4 protein-coding genes are annotated in these 24,504 nt (G+C 60.0%); all 4 read left to right on the top strand.

The genetic code is table 11. The features are described from left to right. Nucleotides 1-187 precede the first annotated feature (187 nt). The 4 genes from ACE3NW_RS07865 (at nt 188) to ACE3NW_RS07850 (ending at nt 24,274) form a co-directional block, all read left to right on the top strand. A complete protein-coding gene (locus ACE3NW_RS07865; protein WP_374282139.1) occupies nt 188-17,269 on the top strand; it encodes an amino acid adenylation domain-containing protein in 17,082 nt (5,693 codons plus the stop codon). Further along, nucleotides 17,266-20,763 carry an alpha/beta fold hydrolase gene (locus ACE3NW_RS07860; protein WP_374282137.1) on the top strand — a complete coding sequence of 1,166 codons (3,498 nt, stop codon included), beginning with the start codon at nt 17,266-17,268 and terminating at the stop codon, nt 20,761-20,763. The genes ACE3NW_RS07865 and ACE3NW_RS07860 overlap by 4 nt, the downstream gene beginning before the upstream one ends. Nucleotides 20,764-21,621: 858 nt before the next feature. Beyond that, entirely contained in the window at nt 21,622-22,530 is a 909-nt protein-coding gene (locus ACE3NW_RS07855) for an HDOD domain-containing protein (protein WP_374282135.1), read from the top strand. A 70-nt stretch (nt 22,531-22,600) separates the two neighbouring features. Continuing rightward, nucleotides 22,601-24,274 carry an EAL domain-containing protein gene (locus tag ACE3NW_RS07850; protein ID WP_374282133.1) on the top strand — a complete coding sequence of 558 codons (1,674 nt, stop codon included), beginning with the start codon at nt 22,601-22,603 and terminating at the stop codon, nt 24,272-24,274. The last annotated feature ends 230 nt before the right edge of the window (nt 24,275-24,504 follow it).

The following is a 24,504-nucleotide window of genomic DNA, read 5'->3' as shown; positions in this document are numbered from 1 at the left end:
CGTGACAGGGCAGCCGGCAACTTGGGCCGGTGATGTGCTCTGCTTGCGCGGTATCCGCTATGTATTCCGCCATGGAATTTACGGCAAAAACTGTTCAAAGTATATGTAAAACTTGCTAATATCCAGACTGTAAGATATTTGCAAGGGATGGCGCGATGATCGAATAAAAGCCGCAGCGGGGGACGGAATGGCAAAGTTTGTGCCTTTAACCGGTTGTCAAAAAGAACTTTGGCTCTCTGCTAAGGCGGCATTGTCCGACTATGCCGAGACTTCCATCAGGGGCTGCTACCATATTGATGCCATGCTCGACCCAGAGCTTTTGCGTCAGGCTATCCGCAGCACCCTTCATTTTACGCCCCTGCCCGCCGCATCCCTGTGTCAGGATGAGGAAGAGCCCCGCTTTGTTGTGGGCGAGCCCCACGAGCCGGATTTTCGTGTTCTCGACGCAACCTCGCAGTCTGATCCCGCAGCCGCCGCCGACCGCATGATCGACGAGTTTTTTGAAGAACCTGTAGAAAATCCCCTCATCCGCTACGCGCTGGTGCTCACGGGCCCCTCAACCTGCATTGTTGCCATAAAGTGCTCGCACATTGTGCTCGACGGGCTGGCGATCTTTTTTCATATTGGTGTTATTGCCAATATATACACGTCTCTTGCGCACGGTGAAATCCCCGATCTGGGCGAGCCTGCGCCCTGTGACGAAGCCTATCTTGAAGACCTGGCCCACTGCGAATCGGCGCGTTTTCAGAAAGATATGGACTTTTGGGAAGACCACCTCGCCCGCCTGCCGGAAAAAAGGCTGCTGCGCGCCCTGCCGGGCCGCCCCGATGTGCTGGGCGAAAGCCGTCACAAAAAGTATGTGCTTTCTGAAAAGGCCTCGCGCGAGGCCTCGGCGCTCATTGCCGCGCGCAAGGTCAGCCCCGCTGTGTTTTTTACCGGCATTTATTCGCTGATTGTTTCATTCATGAGCGGCGAAAAGGATATTGTCGCCCTCGCCCCCGTGGCCTATGGCGAGCGCAAGGTGCTCTACCGCAGGCAGGGAGCCATGATGTCGCTGCCGCCTCTGCTGATACATGTGGCCGCGCACGATACCTTTGCCAGACTGCTTGAGGCCATCAGCGCGCAAAATGCCTCGTTTTACCGCCATGTGCGCACGCCCTACCAGCTGGCTGCGCGCAGGCTGGAAGGACGCAATTTTGCCTTTCTTGCCGATACCTTTGTCAATTTTTTGCCCAATACGCCCCCCGGCACACCAGAATTCCCCATTGTGGAGGCCGAGCAGCGCCACAGCGCCAAGGAACCTATTCTTTTTGGAACCCTTGTCATGCAGGAGCTGCGCACAGGCAATTTTTCGCTCACAGTGCGCAACAGCCGCAATCACCTGAGTGACCGCGACGTTGAGCGCTTTGTGGCGCGGGTTGAAAACGTGGTTGCCCAGCTGGCCGCAGGCGTGGAACCCCCGCAGCTCGACTATCTGCTGGACGAAGAAAAGCGCGAGCTGGCCCAGTGGCGCAGTGGCCCGGCCAGAAAGTACGATATCCTTTCACTGCCAGAACTGTTTGACGCGGCGGCAGAAAAATTTGCTGCGCGCACCGCAGTCAAGGACGAGTGGGGCAATGCCCTCAGCTACGCGCAACTGCGCGAGAATTCGTTGCGCTGTGCAGCATGGCTGATGGGGCAGGGCGTTGGGCGGGGCAGCATAGTGGCGGTGGCGGCCCGCCGCACGGGCAACCTTGCAGAGGTGGTGCTGGGCATACAACGGCTGGGCGCTGTGTATCTGCCCATTGATCCCAAGGCCGCACCCGACCGCCTTGCGTACATTGTTGAAGATGCCGGGGCAAACCTCACCCTTGATCTGGACGATATCGCCTACCGGCAAACGCCTCTGATCCCCCTGCCGCAAGCACCCCTGCCCGCCGAGGGGGCCTACCTCATCTATACTTCTGGCTCCACGGGCAAGCCCAAGGGCGTGCTGGCTCCGCACGGCGGTTTTGCCAACATGATTCAGGGGCAGATCGAGCTTTTTGGCGTGCAGGAAGACGACCGCGTATTGCAGTTTGCGCCGCCCATTTTTGATGCCTCGCTGTCAGAGATGTTTATGGCCCTGCTGGCAGGGGCAGGCCTGTACCCGGTGAGCGACCAGTGCCGCAACGCGCCCTGGACCCTGCGCCAGTACATGATTGATAATGATATTACCGTGGTAACCCTGCCGCCATCATACCTCAACCTGTTTGAGGGCGAGCCCTTTCCTGGTTTGCGGGTGCTGATTACCGCAGGCGAGCCCCCTGTAGCTGCCGATGCCCTGCACTACGCAAAATCATTGCGCTATTTTAACGCCTACGGCCCCACAGAAACCTGCGTTTGCGCAGCCATGAAGGAAGTTTCACCCTTTGAGCCGCAGCCCATTGGCGTGGGGCGGCCCATTCCCAATGTCACGCTTTCCATCCGCAATGCCGATGGACGCGAACTGCCTGCGGGCATGCCCGGCGAAATGTGGATTGGCGGGGACAGCGTGGCCCTTGGCTACCACAACAAGCCTGAAATGACCGGGCAGCGCTTTGTGTGTCTGCCGCAGGAGGGTGGTGCCAGGTTTTACGCATCGGGCGATCTGGCCCTGTGGTCGGCAAAGGGCGAAATTCTGCTGCTGGGCCGGGCAGACGACCAGGTGAAAATTCGCGGCAACCGTGTGGAGCTGGCCGAAGTGGCCTGCCTGCTCGAAAGCTGCGAGGCTGTCAGCCAGGCTGCCGTGCTGGCCGTCAAGGATGCGGGCGGTCAGGCCAGCCTTGCCGCATTTTTTGTGCTCAAGCCGGGCGCGACCATCGAAGCGGTTGTTTCGTGGAGCCGGGGCAGCTTGCCGCCATACATGGTTCCCTCTGCCTGGCATGTGCTTGAGGCCATGCCAGTTGCCCCCACGGGCAAGATTGACCGCAAGGCCTTGCAGGGGCTTGCCCGTCAGGGCGATGCCCATACCGGCGGCGGGCGGCAGGTGGACGCGGGACTTTTGGAGATTTTTGAGCGTGTGCTGGGCCGTACCTACAACCCTGCAAAAAGCTACTTTGATCAGGGCGGCAACAGCCTCAACGCAATGTCGCTGCTGCACGCTGTTCGCAAAGCCTTTAATGTGGATATTTCATTTCGCAGCTTTGTGAGTTGCGAAACCCTGTTTGATGTGGAGGCCCTGCTGGCCAACGGCAGGATTGAATCTGCCTCTGCGGCCACGGAAACCGCTGGCCTCAGCATGGGGCAGTTTCGCATCTGGGCCTATCAGCAGGTTAATGAAGACTCCATAGATTACAATATGCCCCTGCTGCTTGAGCTGCGGGGGGATAAAACGGCAGATTTTCTCGAAGGTCTGCGCCGGGCCGCCAACGCGCAGGAGCTATTCCGCTGCACGGTGGCTGGCGACATAGACAATCCCCATTTTCAGCGCGGCAAGGGCGAGGTGTATGTGCGCAGTGTGGCCTTTGCCGACGAGCGAGAAGCCGCCGCCTTTTTTGACGCACAGATACATACCCCATTTGATCTGCGCGCAGAGCTGCCCGTGCGGCTGGTGGCGGCCACCTTGCCCCAATGTGTGCAAGTGCTGGTGCTGGTACATCATGTGGCTGGCGACGGTGAAACCCTCGAAATCTTATTGCAAAACGCCCTGCGCCATCTGCGTGGCGAGCCCCTTGTGAGCGGCCTGCTGGCAACACAGGACAGTTTTTGCCGCAGGCAGGCCGCCTATGCCGGTTCGCCCGCCTGCGCCAGTGACGCCGCCTACTGGAAATCGGTGCTTGCGCCTGCGGTTGAGCCGGTAAATCAGACCAGCGGAGCTGCCAGCCGCACAGGGGCCATGACCTCCATTGATATTGATGCTGAAACTGCCAGGCGCTTTGAAATTCTGGCTGATAATTCTGGCGCCAGCGTGCTGGCCTGTTTTGTGGCATTGGCGGGCCGCGCACTTTGCCGCCGTTTTGGGCGTAAGGAACTGCTGCTGGGTGTGCCCATGGGGCTGCGCGAAACACAGGATGAATTCTGCGCTGCCGGTTTTTACGTCAACACCGTTCCCCTGCGTGTGCGCCTTGAAGGGCAGCAAGACAGCACCGCCGTGGCCGATGTCGCCCACCAGATGCGGCAGGCCATCGAGCACAGCCGCTATGGCGCGGCAGACATTGTGCCGGAATTTCTGGCAACCCATGCCCATTTTGATTCCGTGTCCGCGCCGGGGCTTGAAGTACATAGGCTTGGTATTCAGCTGCGGGCAAGCAAACTTACGGCAAGTTTTACGCTGGTGACCGGCGTTGCCTCGCGCATTGTGCTGGAGCACGACGCCAGCTGCGTGGTAAATGCGCAGGGCTTGCTGCAAGAGCTGGCGCAAAGCATGCGCCGTGCCTGCGAGGGACTTGCCCGCCGTAATCCCCGTCAGGTGCTTGCCGATGCCTGGCGTGAGATTCTGCACCCCGGCGGTGACGGTGTCGTTTCGGAAGAAAGCGACTTTTTCCGCGATGGCGGCGATTCCATCAAGGCAATCCAGATTACGGGCATCTTGCGGCGCAACGGCATCACCTCGCTCAGCGCCCCCGAATTTTTGCGCAAGCCCCGTTTTGCCGATCTTTGCGACCAGCTGGAAAGTGGGGCAGAGGACTCTGTGGCAGAGCAGCCCATGGACTACACGCCAGTTGCCCCCGGCGAGCGCGTGCCTCTGCTGCCCTTTGTCAGCCATTTTCTGCGCGCGCACCCACAGCACTGGCAGCAGTTCTTCATGATGTTGCCGCTGGAAATCCGCGCAGATGTGCCAACAGCGACCATTGAAGCATGGTTGCAAACCCTGCCGGAGCATCACGAATCCCTGCGTATGGCCTTTGCGCCGGATCATGCAGTGCTGCTGGCCGAGCCGCAAAAAATAATCCTGTACTGTCGGGATTTCGCAGATACTGTGGAGCAGGCAGCCTTGCTGCGCGAGGCCGTGGCAGAGATTGCGGCGGGCCTTGATGCGGCATGCGGCAAAACCCTTGGGGCCGTGCTGGCCCGGCAGGGCGACAGGCGGCTTCTGCTGCTGGTGGGGCATCACCTTGCGCTGGACGCACTGTCGCTTGAAACCCTGCGCCTGGGATTGCTCCATTACTGCCGCACCGGCACTGCCCAGCGCGAAGCGCACGGCCTTGCCCTGCGTGCCCGTGAGCTGGAGCGTCTGCGTGCTGGCGGTGTTTTTCCGTCTGCGCAACAGCGTGCCCTGTGGCAGGCTGCCTGCGCCGTGCCCTGCGAACCCTTGCGTGTGCTTTTGCCGCAGGGCAGGGATCAAGCCGCCAGCCGTGAGCGTCTGGCCGTGCAGCTTGAGGGCTTTCGGTTTGAGTATTCACCCGATGTCAAGTCTGATCTGCTGGCCGCTCTGGCCTGCGCCCTGCACGCCCAGGGGCAGCAGGCCGCCGTGCGCGTAACGCTTGAAAGCCACGGGCGCGACGAGCTTTTGCCGGGCTTTGACGCGAGCCGTAGCCTTGGCTGGTTTACGGCAGTCTGCCCCATGCCGCTTGAACCCGCCGTAACCTGCATTCAGGCCCGCGAGACCGTGGGGCCATGGCTGGCGCAGTATTTTTCTCCAGAAAACTGCAATGCCTACGGCTACTTGAGGCAGAATGAGCCCGAACTGTTCGACTATGCGGGCCAGATTGCCTTCAACTATCTGGGGCGGATGACGGGCCAGCCCGACGAAGAGGCCGATCTGGTGCTGTCGGCTCTGGCGCCGGGGCTTATCCCGGAGCTTGTGCATGCCGACATGGAGGCCGAAGCGCCTCTGGAACTTTCGGTCTATTTTGACCAGCAGGGCATACTGCACCTTGGGGCGTGGTTCAGCCCCGCATGTCTGCCGCAAGCATGGGTTGAAGACTTGCTCCAGAGCTGGCTTGCCGCCCTGAAAACCCTGCCCGCCTATCTGCCGCAGCAAACCCTTGATGCCATTTTTGCCGCCTGCGGCTGCCATGCCGAAGAGGTCGAGCACATTGCGCAGCCCAATGCGGGACATGCGCCGTTGCTGTATCAGTCAATGCTTGCGCATTCAGGGGTATACACCCAGCAGGTGGAATTTCATTTTCGCGGCCCGGTGGATATTTTTGCGCTCATGCGTGCGTGGGAAGCGCTTGTGGCGCGGCACGAAAGCCTGCGCTCACTTTTCCCCATGCCGGTGGATGGCGAATTCTACCGGGTAGTGCTGTGTAAAAGCCGCACCAGCCTTGAATTTCACGATTTTTCCCATTTGCCGGAGGCGGAGGCCGAGGCCGAAGCCCAGGCCCTGCTGCGCGCAGAGCGGCAACGCGCCTTTGACGTGCAGCGTGGCCCCCTGCTGCGGGCGCGGTTTTTCCGCCGGGGTGCAGACCGTGTGGTCATGAGCTGGTGCTTCCACCATCTGCTTATGGACGGCTGGTGCATGGGAATACTCTTGCGCGAACTTTTTACCCTGGCCGGGGGCGAAGCCTCTTCTGCCAGCCTTGCCCTGCCCGAACCCTTCCCCCTTGAAGTTTACAGCTGCTGGCGCGCGCAGTTTGATGAAAGGGCCGCTCGGGCCTACTGGGCGCAGTTGTTGCAGGATTTTGGCGGGCTCACTGGCGTGGCCCAGACCCAGGCCAGCGCTGCAAGCACGGCGGAAACAGAGTTTTCCGAACCCAAAACCCTGGAACTGGCACTGAATGAAAGCCAGAGCGCCGGCTTGCAGGAGCTGGCCAAGGCCGAATCCGTAACGCTTTCTGCCTTGGTGCAGGCCTTGTGGGCCATTGTGCTTGGGGGCGTCAATCAGGGCAGCAGGGATGTGGTTTTTGGCGTGGTCACGTCCGGGCGTCCGGCAGAGATCGCGGGTATCGAATCCGCCGTGGGCCTGTTCATCCAGACCCTGCCGCTGCGGGCGCGCTGGTCAGCAAACGATGATCTTGGTGCGCTTCTGGCCCGGGTGAAAGAGCAAAGCCTGCAACAGATGCGCTATGGCTATGTGCCTCTGGCGGCAATGGGCAGAAATTTGCTCGACCATCTGATGGTCTTTGAAAACTATCCTGTTGATACGCGTTTTGACCACGGCCGTGTTGAGCTGTGTGACATGCGCGGCTTTGAAAAGCTGTCTTACGCCCTGGGTATTTCGGTTATTCCCGGTGCCAGCCTGCGTTTTCGCTTTTTGTATGATCCCGAGCGCTTGCCCGAAGAAAGGGCGCTTGCCCTGCGAGGCGCGCTTCAGGAGGTGCTAGTGGCAGCAGCTTCTGGAAACGGGGGTACATGCCTTGCGCTGGAAGCGGTGGTCAGCAATTCGATAGCAAGTGCGGAAAATGCTCTGGCAGAGCAGGCCGGGGCGGCAGATACGCTCGACAAGACCTCGGCCCCGCAGGCCCTGACCCCGGAGGAGATAGACCAGGAGGCCCTGGCGGAAACCGTGCGCTCTGCCTATGCTGCCGTGCTTGGTTGCGCTGTGGATTCTGTGGATGCGGATTTCTTTCAGCTTGGCGGTCACAGTCTCATAGCCATGAGTCTGCTCTCGCACCTGAGCAAGCGGCTCTCTGTGGCGGTGGGCATTGATGATGTCATGGGCTACCCCAGCCCGCGCACCCTTGCGGCCCGCATTGCCGGTCTGGTCAGGCCTGAGACGGTTATTCCGCATGTGCCGGGGCTGGCAGCCTACCCCCTGTCGCCCGCGCAGCAGCGCATCTGGTTTATGCAAAAGCTGCATGGTGAGGGGCAAGTCTATGTGATTCCTTTTGCCGCGAGGCTGCGGGGCCCAGTAGACGCCGTGGCCCTGCAAAAGGCCCTTGCACTGCTGGAAGAACGCCACGATGCCCTGCGCCTGCGCGTGGCGCTCGATACGCCGGAACAAACCCTTGCCCCGGTGGGCGGTTTGCGGCTGGAATGCTACGACACGCCCTATGACGAGGCGGTCTATCTGGGCATGACCATGCCGCTGGGGGCCGAAAGGCCGCTGGCCCGCGTGGCCCTGTATCCGCATCAGGACGGCAGTCATGTGCTGCTGTTCTGCTTCCACCACATTATTTTTGACGGCTGGTCGGCAGAGATTTTTACCCGCGAGCTCAACGAGGCCTATGCCGCAGCGCTGCAAGGCGTGGCCCCGCAGTGGCTGCCGCTGGAGCTGGATTTTGCCAGTTACGCCCTGTGGGATTCGCAGCGTGAGCCAGAAGTGTTGGAGCAGGTGTGCAGCGAGCTTGTGCCGCTGCCAGAACCCTTGCGCCTGCCGCTTGATTTTCCCCGGCCTGCCGTGCAGCGCTTTGAGGGCGCTGTGCTGGCCTTTGATCTGGGGATCGAGCGCAGCCTTGCCCTCAAAACCTGGGCGCGGCATGCGGGGGTAACGGTTTATCCCGTGTTGCTGGCGCTGGTCGATGCCTTTTTGCTGCGTCACACCGGGCAGGACGACGTTATTGTGGGCTGCCCCGCCGCAAACAGGGAACACGAGCAGATTCAGGGCGTTGTGGGACTGTTTGTGAATACCATTGTGGTGCGGGCACGCATGAACGCGCAGGGCGGTTTTGCCGAACTGGCAGGCACGGTGGATGCCGCGTTCAGAAAGTCCTTGTCCGCGCAAAACTGTCCCCTTGAGAGGATTATCGAAGCCGTTGGTGTCGAGAGAAATGCCTCGCGCAATCCCGTGTTTGACGTGTTTGTCGCCCTGGAAGACGCAAGCTGGAGCGATTTTGGCCGTGCGCCCCTGTGTATGGAGCCGCTGCCCCTGCCGCACCAGAGCAGCAAGTTTGACCTGAGTTTTTACTTCAAGGAGCGGGCAGACGGCGGCTATACGGTGGATGTGGAATACTGCACCGAGCTGTTCAGCCCGCAGACAGTGAGCCGCATGGCCGAGCGCCTGCTGACCCTTGCGGATGCCGTGCTGGCAGACGACACAAAACCGCTGACAGAACTGGATGTTTTGCCAGCGCGGGAGCGAGCCGAACTCGCCGCCTTTAACGATACGGCAGAACCGCTGGATACCACCGCCGATATGGACAGCCGCTTTCGCGCCCAGGCTGCCCGTACTCCCCATGCCCCGGCAGTGCTGGACGCCGCAGGCACGGCTGTTTCCTACGCGCAGTTCAATGCCCAGGTAGATGCCGTGTGCGCATGGCTGCGCGGGCAGGGTGTGGAACGCGGTCAGTATGTGTGCGTGTGTTTTGAGCGCTCGCCCGCAATGATGGCCTGCATTTTTGCCCTGTTGCGCCTTGGGGCCGTGTATGTGCCGCTTGCCGCCAACCTGCCCGCCGAGCGCATGCAGTCTGTGTTTGAAGATCTGGGGCGGTGCGCGGTGCTCTGCGAGGATCGCTTTGCAGAAGCATTCTGCCAGAATGGGCAGTGCGGCCAGCGCATTCTCACGCCCGATTTTGAGGCCCTGGCCTCTGGCGCGCAGATGTCGGGGGCAGATTCTGTCTGCGAGGCAGCACAGTTGCCGCCGGATTCTCCGGCCTACGTGATCTTTACTTCCGGCTCCACCGGGCGGCCCAAGGGCGTGCTTATCGAACACGCCAGCGTTGCCAACCGTCTGTTGTGGATGCAGTCGCGCTTTCCCATCGGGCAGGGCGATGTGGTTCTGCAAAAAACCACCATTACCTTTGACGTTTCGGTATGGGAACTGTTCTGGTGGTCGTGGCAGGGCGCGGGCATGGCCCTGCTGGAACCGCATGCGGAGAATAATCCTGCCCGAATTGTGGAGGCCATTGAAGCCCGCCGCGTTACGGTGCTGCATTTTGTGCCCTCCATGCTGCGGGCTTTTCTGGATCATCTGGAGGCCCACCCCGGTGATGCGCGCAGGCTGCGCACGTTGCGCTATGTGTTCACCAGCGGCGAGGCGCTGCCCCGCGAACTGGTGGCGCGGTGGAATGGTCTGACGCAGGCCGCATCGTTGCAAGTTGAGCTGCATAACCTCTACGGCCCCACCGAGGCGACCGTGGACGTTTCGTGGCAGCCCTGCCTGCAAACACCGCCCCACGCCGTGCCCATTGGCCGCCCGGTCAGCAATACCCGGCTGCATGTGCTGGATGCCCGCAAGCAGCCTGTGCCGCTGGGCGTAATCGGCGAGATCTATATTTCGGGCATACAGGTTGCCAGAGGCTATCTGAACAGACCCGATCTGACAGCCCAGCGTTTTATGGACGACCCCTTTGCACCCGGCAGCCGCATGTACCGCACGGGTGATCTTGGCCGCTGGCTGGCAGATGGCAGCATTGAATACCTTGGGCGCAACGATGATCAGGTAAAAATTCGCGGCTACCGTATCGAGCTTGGCGAGGTCGAGGCGGCGCTTGGGTGCTGCCGGGGCGTATCGCAGGCCGTGGTGCGTATGGGACGCCTTGGCGAATACGCTGCGCTTGAGGCATTTTTGCTGCCGCAGGGCGGCACACGGCTTGATCTGGCTGGTCTCCGCGTGCAGCTTGCGGCCCTGTTGCCCAACTACATGTGTCCCTCGCGGTTTTTTGTGGTTAAGGATATCCCCCTGAGCCCCTCTGGCAAGGCAGACCGCAAGCGTTTGCAGGGCCAGCCGCTCTTGCCGGGTGGCGAAACAAACGCTGCCCCCGGTGCGCAGAGTCTGGGTGTTCTGCCGTCGGGCATGCCGTCTGGCCAGGAATCCGGCCCGGAATCTGGCCCTCAATCCGGCAATTATCTTGCGCAGATCGAGGCCGTGCGCCAGGTGTGGCATCAGGTTATGCCAGAGGTGGAAGCTGGCCCGGATACAGGATTCTTTGACGCTGGTGGCAATTCGCTGTTGCTGGTGCGCCTGCATACTCTGCTCGACAAGCAGTGGCCGGGAATCTTCACGCTGGCCGGGCTTTTTTCAGAAAGCACCATCCGGGCCCAGGCCGCCTTTATCGCGCGGTCGCAGCATGCTGGCGTTGCGGTTGAATCCTGCCGCGCAACCACTGCGCCCATAGCCATCATCGGCATGGCCGTGCGGCTGGGCGATTACGCGGATACAGAGAGCTTCTGGCGTGATCTGGCCGACGGCGTGGACATGAACGTGCCCATGCCCAAAAAAAGGCGCAGTGAAACGCGGCAGATATTTGATGCCGTGGGGCTTGCCTTTGACGAGGCCAGGCTGCGCGAAGCCGCCTATCTTTCGGACATTTCATGCTTTGATTTTCGCAGATTCGGCCTTTCGCCCAACGATGCCAGCCTGCTTGATCCCGCGCAGCGCGTGTTTCTTGAAACAGCCCTGCGGGCTCTGGACGACGCGGGTTACGGGGGCAGCGCCCTTGAAAACGCCGATGTGGGCGTTTTTGTGGGGGCAAGCCCGGTGCGCCTGTTCCAGACTGCCGTAACGCGGGCCTTTCCCGATCTGGCAGAGCAGACCTATCTGCTCAATGTGCCCTCAAACGTGCTGGCCCGCCTGAGCTACATGAAAAACTGGCACGGTCCTGCGGCCAGTGTTGACACGGCCTGCTCGTCTGTGCTGGCGGCCTTGCATCAGGCCTGCCGCAGCCTGCATGGGGGCGAGTGCGCCGTGGCCCTTGTGGGCGGTGCGCATGTGATTGATCTGCCCGTAAAGGCCGATGAGGCCTTTGCCATAGAATCGGCCTCTGGCCGTACCAGAACCTTTGACGCTGGCGCAGAGGGCGTGGGTGCGGGTGAGGGCGCGGCGGTATTTCTGCTCAAGCCGCTCGATGCCGCCCTGCGCGACCACGATGCCATCCACGCAATCATTCCCGGCAGCGCGGTCAATCAGGACGGTAAATCCTCCAGCATGGCAGCGCCCAACCCCGAGGCGCAGGCCGAGGTCATTGACCGCGCTGCGCGGAATGCGGGCGTGTCGCTGGCCGACATACAGTTTTTTGAGGCCCACGGCACGGCCACCGTGCTGGGCGACCCTGTGGAAATTGAAGGCCTGCGCCGGGCCTTTGCCCGTCAGGGGGCTGGACAGGAAAATGCGCGGCAGCAAAAGGCGCTCATCGGCTCGGTCAAGGGCAATCTGGGGCATCTGGATGCCGCCGCCGGTGCTGCGGGCCTTGCCAAGGCCGTGCTGTGTCTGGAAAAAGGCCTCGTACCGCCGCAGCCGCATTTTGAGCGCCCCAATCCGCATATTGATTTTGAGGCCGCGCCCGTGCGTGTGGCGCAGCGGCTTGAGGCCTTGCCCCCGCAGCAGCGGCCCTGGTACGGCGGGGTAAGCTCTTTTGGCCTCAGCGGCGTAAACACCCATGTTATCGTTGCCGAGCACAGGGCAGAGCCCCTGCCGCAGGACGACGGCAGCTGGCAGTGCGTGGTGTTCAGCGCCCCGGATGAAGCATCCTTGCAGGATTACGCCAAGGCGGTGGCTGCGGCGGTTGCCCGCAACGAAGACTGGCCCCTGCACGCCATTGCCGCCACGCTCATGACCGGGCGCGATGCGCTGCCCGTGCGTGCCGCCGTGGTGGCCCGCACCCGGCACGAACTGCTGGAACAGCTTGATGCGGGTCTGGATTCCCCGATGCTGGCCCCCGCAACCGTGAGCAGGGCCAGCGTGGCAGAAGACGTTGTCGGTGCATTTTTTGTCTCGCAGGCCGAGGCGCAGGCCGCTGCCAGCGCCTACCTTGCCGGAGCGAACCTCGTGTGGCCCGCAGAAAGGCCCGTCTTCAGGCTGCATCTGCCAGCTACGCCTCTTGCCAGAGCGTCGCTGTGGCCCCGTTTTGCCGCAAAATTTCTCTCTGAACCGGTGATAACGCCGAGTGGCAAGGCCTTTGCCCTGGCTGTGGACAGGCCGGATTTCTGGCCTGCGGCAGAACACAGGGTTGACGGTATGCCCCTGCTGGTGGGCATGGGCCTGCTGGATTGCCTTGGCTGGGTCGGGGGCGCGGCTCCGCTTGCCATTGCCGATCTGCGCTGGCGCAAGCCCGTGCTCTGTGGCCCCGGTTGCCGCGTGGTGCTCATGACCCGGCAGCAGGGCGATACCCTGAGTGTGGAGGTACACACAAGCCAGCCCCAGGGCGGCAGTGAAGAATTGTGGAGCGTGGCGGCCAGCGCCCGTGTGGGCTCACTTGCCCTGGCTCCGGCGCAGCTCGATCTGGCGGCGCTCTGTAATGACCTGACAGAAGCTGAGGAGCTGGAAGCAGAAGACCCTGACCAGCCCCAGGCGCGGCAAACCGAGCTGCGGCTCCGCGTCAGCGAGCGCTGGCAGTGCCGCAAGCGTCTTTGGGTTGCCCCGGACGGCAATACCCTGCTGGCCGAGCTGCGTCTGCCCGATGTCTACCGTGGGGATTTCAATACCTTCCGCTGGCATCCGGCCATGATGGACATTGCCGCCAGCCTCGCCCTGCGCCATGCCCCCGGTTTTGTGCCGGCGGGTTGCAAGGAGGTGCGGCTGCACAGCCCCCTGACCGCGCAGGCCTGGGCGCTGGTGCGCGTTACCGAGCGGCAGCAGGGCATGATCACGGCAGATTGCACGGTGGCTGACGCCTCTGGCAGGGCGCTTGTGGAGCTCAGGGGCATGGTGTTCATGGTTCTGCGTCAGGGTGCGGCCAGTGCGCAACCGCCAAGGCCGGAACTGTACGGCATTGACTGGAAAAATGCCGCCGTGGAGGCCCAGCCTTCGAAAACGGAAAAGATTCTGCTGCTTGGCGGGCAGGGCGGTGAGCTTGCGGCAGGCCTGAAGCAGGCTCTTGGCCCGCAGATTGTCGCGCGGGGTATCTGGCCTGTGGAGGCAGACAACACCCGCGCCCTTGCCAATGAAGTTCTGGACGCCGACATTGACCATCTGCTCTGCCTGCCTGATACGCAGGCTGGCGGGCAGGATGCCGCGTGGCCGCTTTGCGCCCTGTTGCAGGAAATCTGCCGGGGCGGTTTGCGCCATCGCTTGCGGGTTACGGTGGTGGGCGGGGGAGCATTTGTGCCGGGGCATGTGCAGGGTGCGCTGGGCGCGGCCTTGCATCAGGGCCCGCTGCTTTGCCTGCCGTGGGAAGAACCCAGGATTTCCTGCGCCTATGTGGAGCTTGAACCGGCGGCCAGTGCGGCGGCTCTGGCAGCCAGCCTTGGCTGCGTTGACGGGCCGTATGTGGTGGCTGCCGATGGCTCGGTGCGGGTTCGCCAGCTTGCCGGTCTGCCCGTTGCGCCCGCTGCCGCGTCCATTGCTGGCGACAAGGGCTGCGTGGTGATTACCGGCGGTCTTGGCGGCATGGGCCTAACCCTTGCACGGCAGATTTACGAGCACTGCGGCGCGCGCGTGGTGCTGCTGCACCGCAGCGGTCAGGCCATGCCCGGCATGCTGCCCGGCGTACCTTTTGATGCCTACCGCTGTGACATTACAGACACCGCACAGGTAGAGGCCACCTTTGCCAGAATTCGGAGCGAGGTCGGCCCCGTGCAGGGTGTCATCCATACGGCGGGCGTAGCGGGCAGGGGGTATCTGCTCACCAGTCGCAGGCAGGATTACGAGGCCGTGCTGGCCCCCAAGGTGGCGGGAACCTGGAATCTGCACCGGGCCACTCTTGGCGACAACCTTGCCTTCTTTGTGCTGGCTTCGTCGCGCACGGCTCTGGTGGGTGCGCCGGGGCAGAGCGACTATACGGCGGCCAACGCCTTTTTGAACGCCTTTGCCCGATACCGCACAGGCCTTGGCCTGCCAGCCCTTTCCATCTGCTGGAACACCTGGTCGGGCGTGGGCATGGCTGCCCGCGAGGGGCTGGGCACAGGGCCGGAGGCCGCAGGCATGCTTGCGCCCCAGCAGGCCCTTGAAGTGCTGCTTGCCGCCCTTGGCAGCGGCAAGGATACCGTGGTTGTGGGCATGAGCGGCGAAAATGCGGCAGCCTTCAGCCTTAATGGACTGCCGGACAAAGCTTCCCAAGGTCTGCAAACCGAGCGGGGTACTGCCCCTGCCGCGTCGGGCCAGCCAGCCAGCGCACCTGTCGTAGTGCCGGTAGACGAGCATCATCTGCTTGAAATCATGCGTGATTGTCTTGGTTATGACCGCCCGCTTACCAGAGAGGACGACTTTTTTGATCTGGGGGGCGACTCCATTGCCGCCACACGCATCGTCAACCGGCTGGAAAAAGACGCGGGCATCACGCTGAATGTGGTGGATCTGCTGGAAAGCAACACCCTTGGCGATATTGTTGACTGCGCCCTTGCCGCTGGTCATGCCAAGCCGGAAGCCGCTGCGGGGGCAGAATCTGCACCGGCAGCGCCGCAACAGGCTGGGGCCTCTGACAAGGCCGATCAGGCTGTACTGCTTGAGGTTATACGTGACTGCCTTGGCTATGACCGCCCGCTCAGCAGAGACGACGACTTTTTTGATCTGGGCGGCGATTCCATTGCCGCCACGCGCATCGTCAACCGGCTGGAAAAGGACACCGGGCTCAGCCTGAACGTGGCCGATCTGCTCGAAAGCGACACTCTGGGCGATATCGTTGACCGTGCGCTTGCCTTGCAGCAAGCCTCGCACCAGCCCGGTCATCAGCCTGCACCCGCCCCTGCGGCGTCACCCTCTTCGGCATCGGTATCGGTGGATGCCGCGCAGAGGCAAAAGGCAGCGCAGGCAACGCCCCAGCTCGACAAATATCCCGTGGGTAACGAGCAGCTCGCCATTCTGTACGCCGATATGGTCAGCGAGGGCGATCTGGGATTTAACCTGCCGGTATTTCTTGTGATGCCGCACGATGTGGACACGGCCCGGCTTCAGTGGGCGCTGGCGCAGCTGGTGGAGCGGCACGAGGCCCTGCGCACGACCTTCTGCGACTTTGAGGCAGAGCGTCCGTCCATGATTGTCCATCCGTTTGCAGGATTTACGCTGGAGCAAAGGCACATTGCCGACCTTGAGTCGAAGGACGATGTCATCAGGCCTTTCGATCTGCGCAACGAGGGGGGCTTCCGCGCCATTCTGCTTGAAACCGATGCTGGCGAAAAGGTGCTGTTCATAGATGTACACCACGCCCTGGGCGACGGCAGAAGCATGTCGTTGCTCAATACAGAGCTGTACCGCCTGTACCACGGCCAGTCGCTTGAGCCAGTTTCGGCCCAGATGAAGGACATTGCCTGGCAGCAGGTTACCCGGCCCGATGCCGTTGCTGCGGCTTACTGGCAGCGCATCTACAGCGGCGAACTGCCGCAGCTCAATCTGCCAGCATCGCACCCGCGCCCAAGGGTAAGTACGGGCAGGGGCGGCATGTATGAATTTGTGCTTGCGCCAGAGCTGGTGCAGGGCATCAAGGCACTGGCACGCAAGGCCGGGCTTACAAACTATCAGGTTTCGCTCTGCGCATGGAGCCTTTTGGCCCATGCCTATACAGGTTCGCAGGATCTGGTGATTGCCGTTTCTGTGGACGCGCGCGGCGAGCACCTCAATACGGTGGGCATGCTCGCCTCTGTGCTGCCCCTGCGCTTCAGTATTGATCCAGAACTGCCGCTTGCCGCCCAGCTGCGGGCCACACGTCAGGTCAGCAACGAGGGCATGCGGCACAAGGGCTACATTCTCAACAGCCTGCTGGCCGATCTGCGTCAGACTACCTGGCCCGACAGATCGCCTCTTTCGGAAGTGATACTTTCGTACATGAACTTTGAGTTTGCCGCCCAGGGCCAGGGCCTGTTTGAAACACTGCGGTTCAGCAAGCGCGCCAGCAAGACGGATCTTTCCATCTTTGTCAGCGATACTGGGGCGGCCATTGGCCTTGCCCTTGAATATTACGCAGACCTGTTCAGCGAGGCCGACGTGCAGCGCATGGCCGGTGACTATGTGCGTATTCTTGAGCTCATGACCACCAGCCCGGCAGATGAGCCACTGCGCTTTGCACCCTCGCCCCTGCCGGTAGCGCAATACGCGGCCTGCGCCGCCAGTTCTGCCAGCTGCGAGGCCGTGACCCCGGCGGGGTTGCGTCAGGCGGTTACCGCTCTTGCGGCGCAAAAGCGTATACGCCCGGCAGCGGTGCTGCTGGCTGTGTTTGCGGTGCTGATGGGCCGGGTTAGCCAGCAGGAGCGGGTATGGGTGGGCCTTGGTGCAGAGCGGGCGATGCCCTTTGTGCTGGACGACAATATGGATTTTGATGATCTGCTGGCGCATACAGAGGCCGAGCTGGCTGCAACCCACGGAACCCCGACTGGGCATGCTGATGACCTGGATCAGCCGTGGCAAACCGGCCTGCACACGGGCTTTGAATTTGTTTCACCCGTGGCAGACAGCCCCGCAGGGCAGGGCGGTGCAGAGGCGGGGGGCTACGGCCTGCTGTGCTCGGTGCGTGAGCAGGGTGAAGACTACCTGTTGCGGTTTGTGTTTGATCCACGGCAGCTTTCTGCTGAAACAGCCGCAGACTGGCTGGAATATTACGGGCGCTTTCTTGAAGGCATCATTGAAGGGATGGCATGATGAAGTTAGCTGATTTTGCGTTGCGAGTGCCCGACAAGGAAAGCCCGACCACGGCCATCTGCGAACCACAAGCTGCCGCTGACGGCATGGTGGAGCATGCGCGGGATTTTGCAGGGGGTCAGTGCGCAACCCTTGAGGAACTGTTTCGCAGCATTGTGGCGAACAAGCCCGATGCTCCTGCCCTCGCCGGAGGGACAAGCGCCCTGCGTTTTGGTGAGCTGGACGTTTTTTCGGAGCGCATAGCGCGTTTCATTCTGGCGCGCGGCTATGGCCGCGAAGCCGTGGTGGGGGTGCTGTGCGCGCGCGGAGCCATGTATCTGGCCGCCGCTCTTGGCATCATGCGTGCCGGGGCCGTGTATCTGCCGGTTGAGCGTGAGCATCCGCAGGCGCGCAAAGAGGCCATGCTGCGGCCCGCAAGCCTGATCATCGCCGACAGCGCCTGTCTGCGTGATGCCGAATATTTTCATTACAGAAACCCCGGCATCCGGCACGTGCTCTGCCTTGATGCGCAACATTACGAGGATGCGGCAGAAAAAGGTTCTGGCCTTGTGAGCACCGAATACTGGGAGCAGGTGGCAGACGCGGGCAGCGACATGGGCTGGAAAAGCGATTTTGACGCAAGCCCCTGCCCGGAGGCCGAGCTGGCGCGCATGGCGGCTGCCGTGCTTGAAAAGTGTGGCCTCGCGCACGGCCTGCCCGGCAACGCGGGCCGCAAGGTGCTGGATGTGGGCAGTGGATCTGGTGCTGTTGCCCGTGCCCTTGCCGGTGCTGCCAGTGAATATGTGGCCATAGACCTGGCCCGCAACGAGCTGAGCCGGGTTTCGTGTCTTGATGTGCCCGCAGTGGTAACAGCCCGGCGCATGGAGGCAGCCGACATACGTCTTCTGGAAGGGCAGACATTTGACGTTGTTGTGCTGAACGGGGTGGCGGAGAATTTTCCCGGTTACAACTATCTGCGCAGAGTGCTGAATCAGGCAGTGGATGTTTTGACGGCTCAGGGTACGCTGTTTGTGGGTGCGGTGCGCGATCTGGACAGGCAGGACGAGCTGCGCTCTGCCTTGCAGGCCCATGCCCTCGCCAGTGGCAACCAGAGCGGGCTGCTGCGGCACGATTCTTCAGACGAGCTTTTTGTGCCGCGCCGCTTTTTTGCGGAATGGGCGGCACAGTGCCCCGTGCCTGTGGAGGTAAAGATCACCCCCTGCGTGCTTGGGCTGGGCAGCGGACAGCAGGGCGAGCAGGCATTTCGGTACGATGTGGTCATCCGTCGTGGGGGCAGCGGCGAGCAGTTGCCCTGCACACGTTTTGGAGTGCAGCATCTGCCTTTGGTGGGCGGGCAGCCTCTGCCAGTCTGCGAACCGGCGCAGGCCGCCTATATCGTGTACACCAGCGGTTCTACCGGGGTTCCCAAGGGCGTGGTGGTAGAGCACTGCAATCTCATGCACATTTTGCGCGCCCTGCGGCCCTATGCGGCAGGCTGCGCACGCGTGGGCCTTGTGGCCCCTCTTGCCTTTGATGCCTCGGTGCAGCAGCTGGCTGTTTCCATTTTTTGCGGCAACAGTCTTTATGTGCTTTCGGACGAGGAGCGCAAAAATCCTTCGCTTTTCTGTGCCTGCGCACGCGAGCAAGGGCTTGATCTGTGCGACATGACCCCCGCTTTTTTCAACGTGCTCACCGACTGGCTGGCAGAGCAGCATCAGCCCCTGCCGCTCAAGGCCCTGCTGCTGGCTGGCGAGGTGCTGCGCCCCGATGTTATACGCAAGTTTTACGCCATCCCCGGCAATGAGGGAGTTGTGCTGTATAACGTGTACGGCCCAACAGAGTGTACGGTGGACAGCAGCGCCTTTCGTATTGATCTGGGCAATTATCTGGATTTTACCGCCTATCCCATCGGCAGGGCGCTGCAAGGCGTGCGTATCCATGTGGTGGACAGGGATGGCTGCGCATTGCCCGACTCCGTAACCGGCGAATTATGGATCTCTGGCGAGGGTGTGTCGCGCGGATACCTGAACAACGCAGCCCCTGGCGCCTTTATAGAAAAAGACGGCCAGCGCTATTACCGCACGGGCGACAAGGGTTTTGTGCAGAATGGCCTGGTTTACTACCGGGGGCGCGAAGATCAGCAGGTAAAAATTCGCGGCAACCGGGTTGAACTTGGCGAGGTGGAAAAGGCCGTGGCGGAATTTCCCGGTGTGCGGCAGGTGGCCGTGGTGGCCGATAGTTATCGTTCCGGGGCCGATAAAAGCCTTGCCGCCTATGTGGTGGGGCAGGTGGACACAGCTGTTTTGCGCAGCTATCTGGAGCGGCATTTGCCGCCCTATTGCGTTCCCGAATATTTTGTTCCCATGGTGGAACTGCCTTTTTCCATCAACCGCAAGATAGATAAAAAAGCGCTGCCTTCGCCCCTTGGCAGCGTGGAGAGCAGGGGAGGCCGCAAGCCTGCCGGGCCGGTGGAAGAAAAACTGGCCGAGATATGGAAGCGCCTGCTGGGCAAAGACGTGACAGACGCAGAGGCGGGTTTTTTTAGCCTTGGAGGCCACAGCATTCTTTCCATCAGGCTTATTGCCATGATTGAAAAGGAAATGAACGTGCATGTGGCGGTCAACGAGCTGCTCACCCACGCAAGCATTGCCCAGCTGGCCGAGCTGCTGGCTGGCAAAACCGAAAAGCGCGAAAGCCCGGTTATCAGGCTTTGCCACTGCCCCGGCGGCAAAAACCTTTTTCTGTTCCATCCCATTGGTGGCAGCGTGTTCTGTTACAGTGATCTTGCGCAGCAGCTTGCCCACAAGTACACGGTGTACGCGGTTGAAGCTGCGGGCTTTAGCGAGAAGCGCACGTCCCTCACCACAGAGCTGCACACCGTCGAAACCCTGGCGGAATATTATCTGGGTGAAATACTCAAGGTTGAAAACCAGAATATTATTTTTGGCGGCTGGAGCTTTGGCGGGCTGCTTGCCTACGAAACAGCCTGTCTCCATGCGGCACGGGGGCACAGCCTTGGCCCTGTGATAATTCTTGATTCAGTGGCAGACAATACCCGCGCAAAGCAGATGGCATTGAAGGACGATATTGAACTGTTGCAGACAATATTGCAGGAAGGCCTTGCCTTTGATCCTCAAAAGCTGCGCACCATGCCGCGCGAGCAACAACTTGCCTATCTTGTGGAATGCGGCGAAAAAAGCGGGCTTTTGCCCGCAGGTTTCAGTGCGGTGCAGATGGATAATCTGCTGCTGACATACCGGGGCAACGCGCTTGCCGCAGCCCGATACGAGCGGCCAACCCCCTCGAATTGCAAGGTACTGCTGGTGCGGGCGCTGGATTTTGCCAATAATCCGCAAATACTGCTGAACGACGACTATCAGGGGTGGAACCGGTTTTTGAGCAAGGATAACATAGCCTTGCGCTGGACAGAAGGAACACACGAAACCATGCTCTCCGCCGGGCTGGTGGCAAATGTTGCCTCCTTGATGCTAGAGTACCTTGAACTGCAAGTTTAAGCAGGAAGATTGTCTATAAAAAGTCTAGAATTAGTTTTGGATATTTTCTTGATAATGTTGTAAAACTGTTGTCGAAAAAAAATGAGAGGCATTGTTATTTAGAGCAGGCGTAAAGCCAGTTTTGTAGCCGTAAGTTGCACGGCAGATATACCCATGGTGCATGCTTTTTGTTCGTGAAAACTTTTTTTTCTTTTACCCCTAAAGTTTTTGCTTGAATTTTTTTTGCCGTAGTGAAACAGTCGTCTTTATGCTTGCAAGGCTTTTTTTTGCGGCATTTTTTTATTTCTGTTGCTCCGCCAGCCGGGTGAAGGCGTTGCCTTTTGAATAAACAGCCATCGCGCAGTCATTGGGCTCAATGTGCAACCTTCTGTCGATCAAGTAGAAATCAGCCCCGGCATTTTGCACGTATCTGTGGTGTTAAGTGTATATTGAGGGCTTGCCCGGCAGGCACATACGCAGCGCTAAAGAGCCTGCTGTATGTGGTGGCGCGTAAATGGAACCATTTATTCCTGCGCAGCAGTGAACATGTAATCGTTTTGTATGTGTTGAGGGGCAGGCGTTTACATTGTGTTGCGGGTGAAGAGTTTTTATTCAATTATTTTATACGATTATTGCAATGTTGTTTGAGCTTGGCGTGCATGGTCTGGAGTGCAGTTTTTGGCACTGCCCGCAGATTGAATATTTGCTTTTACATCTTGCTACGCACAATTTAGGGATCATTTGGTATTAGTTATTAAAAATCGCGTCCCTATTGTCTTTGTCTGGCATTTTTGTATATGATTGGTATGGAGCTCAGGCGTTCGGTCTGGGCAGATCGTGTTACCGCGTCCAGGGGCAGCACCCTGGCCAGGATTTATTATGCAGGCACAAAAAGAATGCAGACTGTTTTTGCAAAAGCTGTTGCAAAATCCGCCCATGCTGCCTTTTGATCCCAAACTGCTTCCCCTGCTGTTTGCGGTTACACAGGAGGGTTCCAACGCCTCCCTGAAGTCGGTGGTTACGCTCATCGAGCAAAGCCCCCGGCTGACCACGCGCGTGCTTGCCGTGGCCAATTCGGCAGCGTATGGGCTGGAATTCAAGGTTTCAACCCTGCAAAGGGCCATCAGTATCATGGGGCTGCGCGAGGTGCGCCTGCTGGTGCTGATGGTGGGTATGTCGTCGTTTATCCGCGAGGCGCAGCTGCCCAAGGAGTTTGATACCAACAAATTCTGGAAGCACCTGCTTTCTGTGGCTACCATTGCCAGGGCGCTGGCAAATGTTTTTGGCGGCGCTGCCGGGGCCTGCGGGCCAGATGCCACAGCCGAAGACCGTCTGGTGATGGTTCCTGACGAGGCCTATATAGCGGGCCTGCTGCACGATGTGGGCAAACTGTTTTTAGCGGCCTCGCGCCCGGATATTTGGGAAAAAATTGTGGAGCTGGAGCAGGCTAAAGGTATGGAAACCTTTGAGGCAGAGAATACCGGGTGGGGTATGGACCATGCCCTCATTGGCGCAGCCGTGCTGCACCACTGGAAGCTGCCCCTGGTGCTCACCGAGCCGATCAATCTGCACCATGCGCCCGATCTTGCCACCAGCTTTAAAATGGAGGCCCGCCTGCTTGCGGTGGCCAACTGCCTTGCCCGTTACAGCCACGATACGCCTGCAACACTTGGCGAATACGTGCTTGAAAATCTGCCCCAAGGGTGCGACCCCGAAGCCGTGAGCGCGGCTGTATTTCAAAGTATGGCCAATGCCCAGGTTGCCGGTTTTGCTGAACTCAATGCGTAGCCCGTGTGCGGGGCTGATGCCGCGTATGCTTTTTTCAACTTTTCTTGAGGCTCTTTTTTGAGGCGCGCGCATGGACATTGAGACCGGGCTTGATAACCTGCTGCAAGGGCGTTTTGATGCCGCGCTGACCGAATTTGAAGGGTGCAGGCAGCAGCCGGGTGCAGAAAAACTGTGCGAACTCACTCGCGCCTGCGCCGAAATTTCTGCCTATGCCGCTGCCCTTGCCGAGGGGGATCTTTCCGCCCGCCCGCCCCAAAAACACCGCAATCTTGCCAGTCACCTAGAAAGCCTGCACGCCAAGCTCAGACGCTTGGCCCGGCAGTTGATGCTGTTCAGCGCTGGCTATCCCATGCCCGCTGTGGACGATCTGGGAGAGCTGTCGGAAGGGCTCAATTATCTTATCCATCAGGCCCAGACATGCAAAAAACAGGTCGAGCACGACCAGAACCACGACGTTGAAACCGGTTTGATGAACCGCAAGGCCTTTGTGCGGGGGCTGCGCGAGGCTTTGCAGATGCAGCCGGGCAAGTATGGGGTTTTGTTTTCGTGCGGGCTCGACAATCTCAAGTACGTCAACGATACGCACGGGTATGACTGCGGCGATCTGTACATCAGCAAGGTTGTTGAGGCCCTGCGCATGTGCGAAAACGAATCGGTGCTGCTGGCGCGCACCGCTGGCAACGAATTTGCGGTCTACGCGCACGGTTTTGATAATGAAGAAAGCGCCATGCGCTTTGCCCAGGACAACCGCAAAACCCTGCTGAATACCACCATTGATCTGCCCAGTGAAATAGTACGCATACGCGCATCACTGGGGGTTGCCGTGTACCCCAGCGACGCCATGACCGGCGATGTGCTCATGAACTATGCCAGCCACGCCATGTTTGAAGTGCAAAACTTCAATCGCGGCACGCTCATGCGTTTCAACCCCGAAATTTACCGCGCAAAGGCCAATATTCTCAGCAGGCAGGAACGCCTGGACGAGCTGCTGGAGGGCCAGCTGATCCGCTTTGCCTTTCAGCCCATAGTAAGCCTGAAAGACGGCTCCATCTACGGATACGAAGCTCTCATGCGCTCCACAACGCCGCATTTTGCCTCGCCGCTCGATATGTTGCAGCTGGCCGAAGCCCAGTCAAAGCTGCCCCAGCTTGAGCACCTGACATTCAGGATGATTTTTGACTGGATGGACAAGCACCTTGCATCGCTGGGAAGAAAAAAGATTTTCTTCAACGCCATTTCTGCGCAATATCTGGATGTGAACGAACTGCGCAGTCTGCACCCGTGTTATGAAGAAATCAGCCAGAACATGGTGTTTGAAATAATCGAAACAGCCACCAGCGAGGACGGTCTGGCGCGCAAAATTCGTGAGCTGAGGGCAGAGGTGGCGGCCTTTATTGCCATTGACGATTTTGGCTGCGCCCACTCCAACGCATTGCGCTTGTTAAATATTTCGCCTGAAATTCTCAAGATCGACAGTTTCTTCATCCGTTCCATACACAAGGCCCCAGCTTCCAAAAGAGAATTTTTATCCAATATTCTTGTGTACTGCCGCTCCAAGGGCATACTTACCGTTGCCGAGGGCGTTGAAACACACGAAGAACTGGCAAGCGTCATAGCTCTGGGGTTTGATCTGGCTCAGGGCTTTTATCTTGCACGGCCCAATTTTACGCTTCAGGATCTGACAGCAGAGCAGATTGATGAAATCTCTGTTCTCGCCTCAGCCTTTGGCGCTTCTTCCGACTAGGCTTCCCCGCTTTTCTTCTGCCTTTCTTTTCCTCCTCTGGTTCCCGGTTCATATTTTGTACCCCGCGCTTTTTTTCGCAGCCTATTTTCCCTCGGTTGCAGCCCTGCCAGATTCTGTACGTCCACACTTGCATATACCAGCTCAATCTGCGTGATTTGGCCGTAACCGTGTTCGCGCGCCGCTTAATGGGTGTTGCGGCTGTGGTGCTGGGTATGCCTGATATTGTTTGT

It is taken from the genome of Desulfovibrio sp. (assembly GCF_041907885.1).
Classification (GTDB): Bacteria; Desulfobacterota; Desulfovibrionia; order Desulfovibrionales; family Desulfovibrionaceae; genus Desulfovibrio.
Note: the sequence above shows the minus strand (reverse complement) of the source record. Positions and strands in the feature narration are given on the sequence as shown.

Excerpts from the sequence above, each read along its gene's own strand:
- ACE3NW_RS07850 (WP_374282133.1), top strand. The coding sequence starts at position 22,601 with ATGGACATTGAGACCGGGCTTGATAACCTGCTGCAAGGGCGTTTTGAT.
- ACE3NW_RS07865 (WP_374282139.1), top strand. The coding sequence starts at position 188 with ATGGCAAAGTTTGTGCCTTTAACCGGTTGTCAAAAAGAACTTTGGCTC.
- ACE3NW_RS07855 (WP_374282135.1), top strand. The coding sequence starts at position 21,622 with ATGCAGGCACAAAAAGAATGCAGACTGTTTTTGCAAAAGCTGTTGCAA.
- ACE3NW_RS07860 (WP_374282137.1), top strand. The coding sequence starts at position 17,266 with ATGATGAAGTTAGCTGATTTTGCGTTGCGAGTGCCCGACAAGGAAAGC.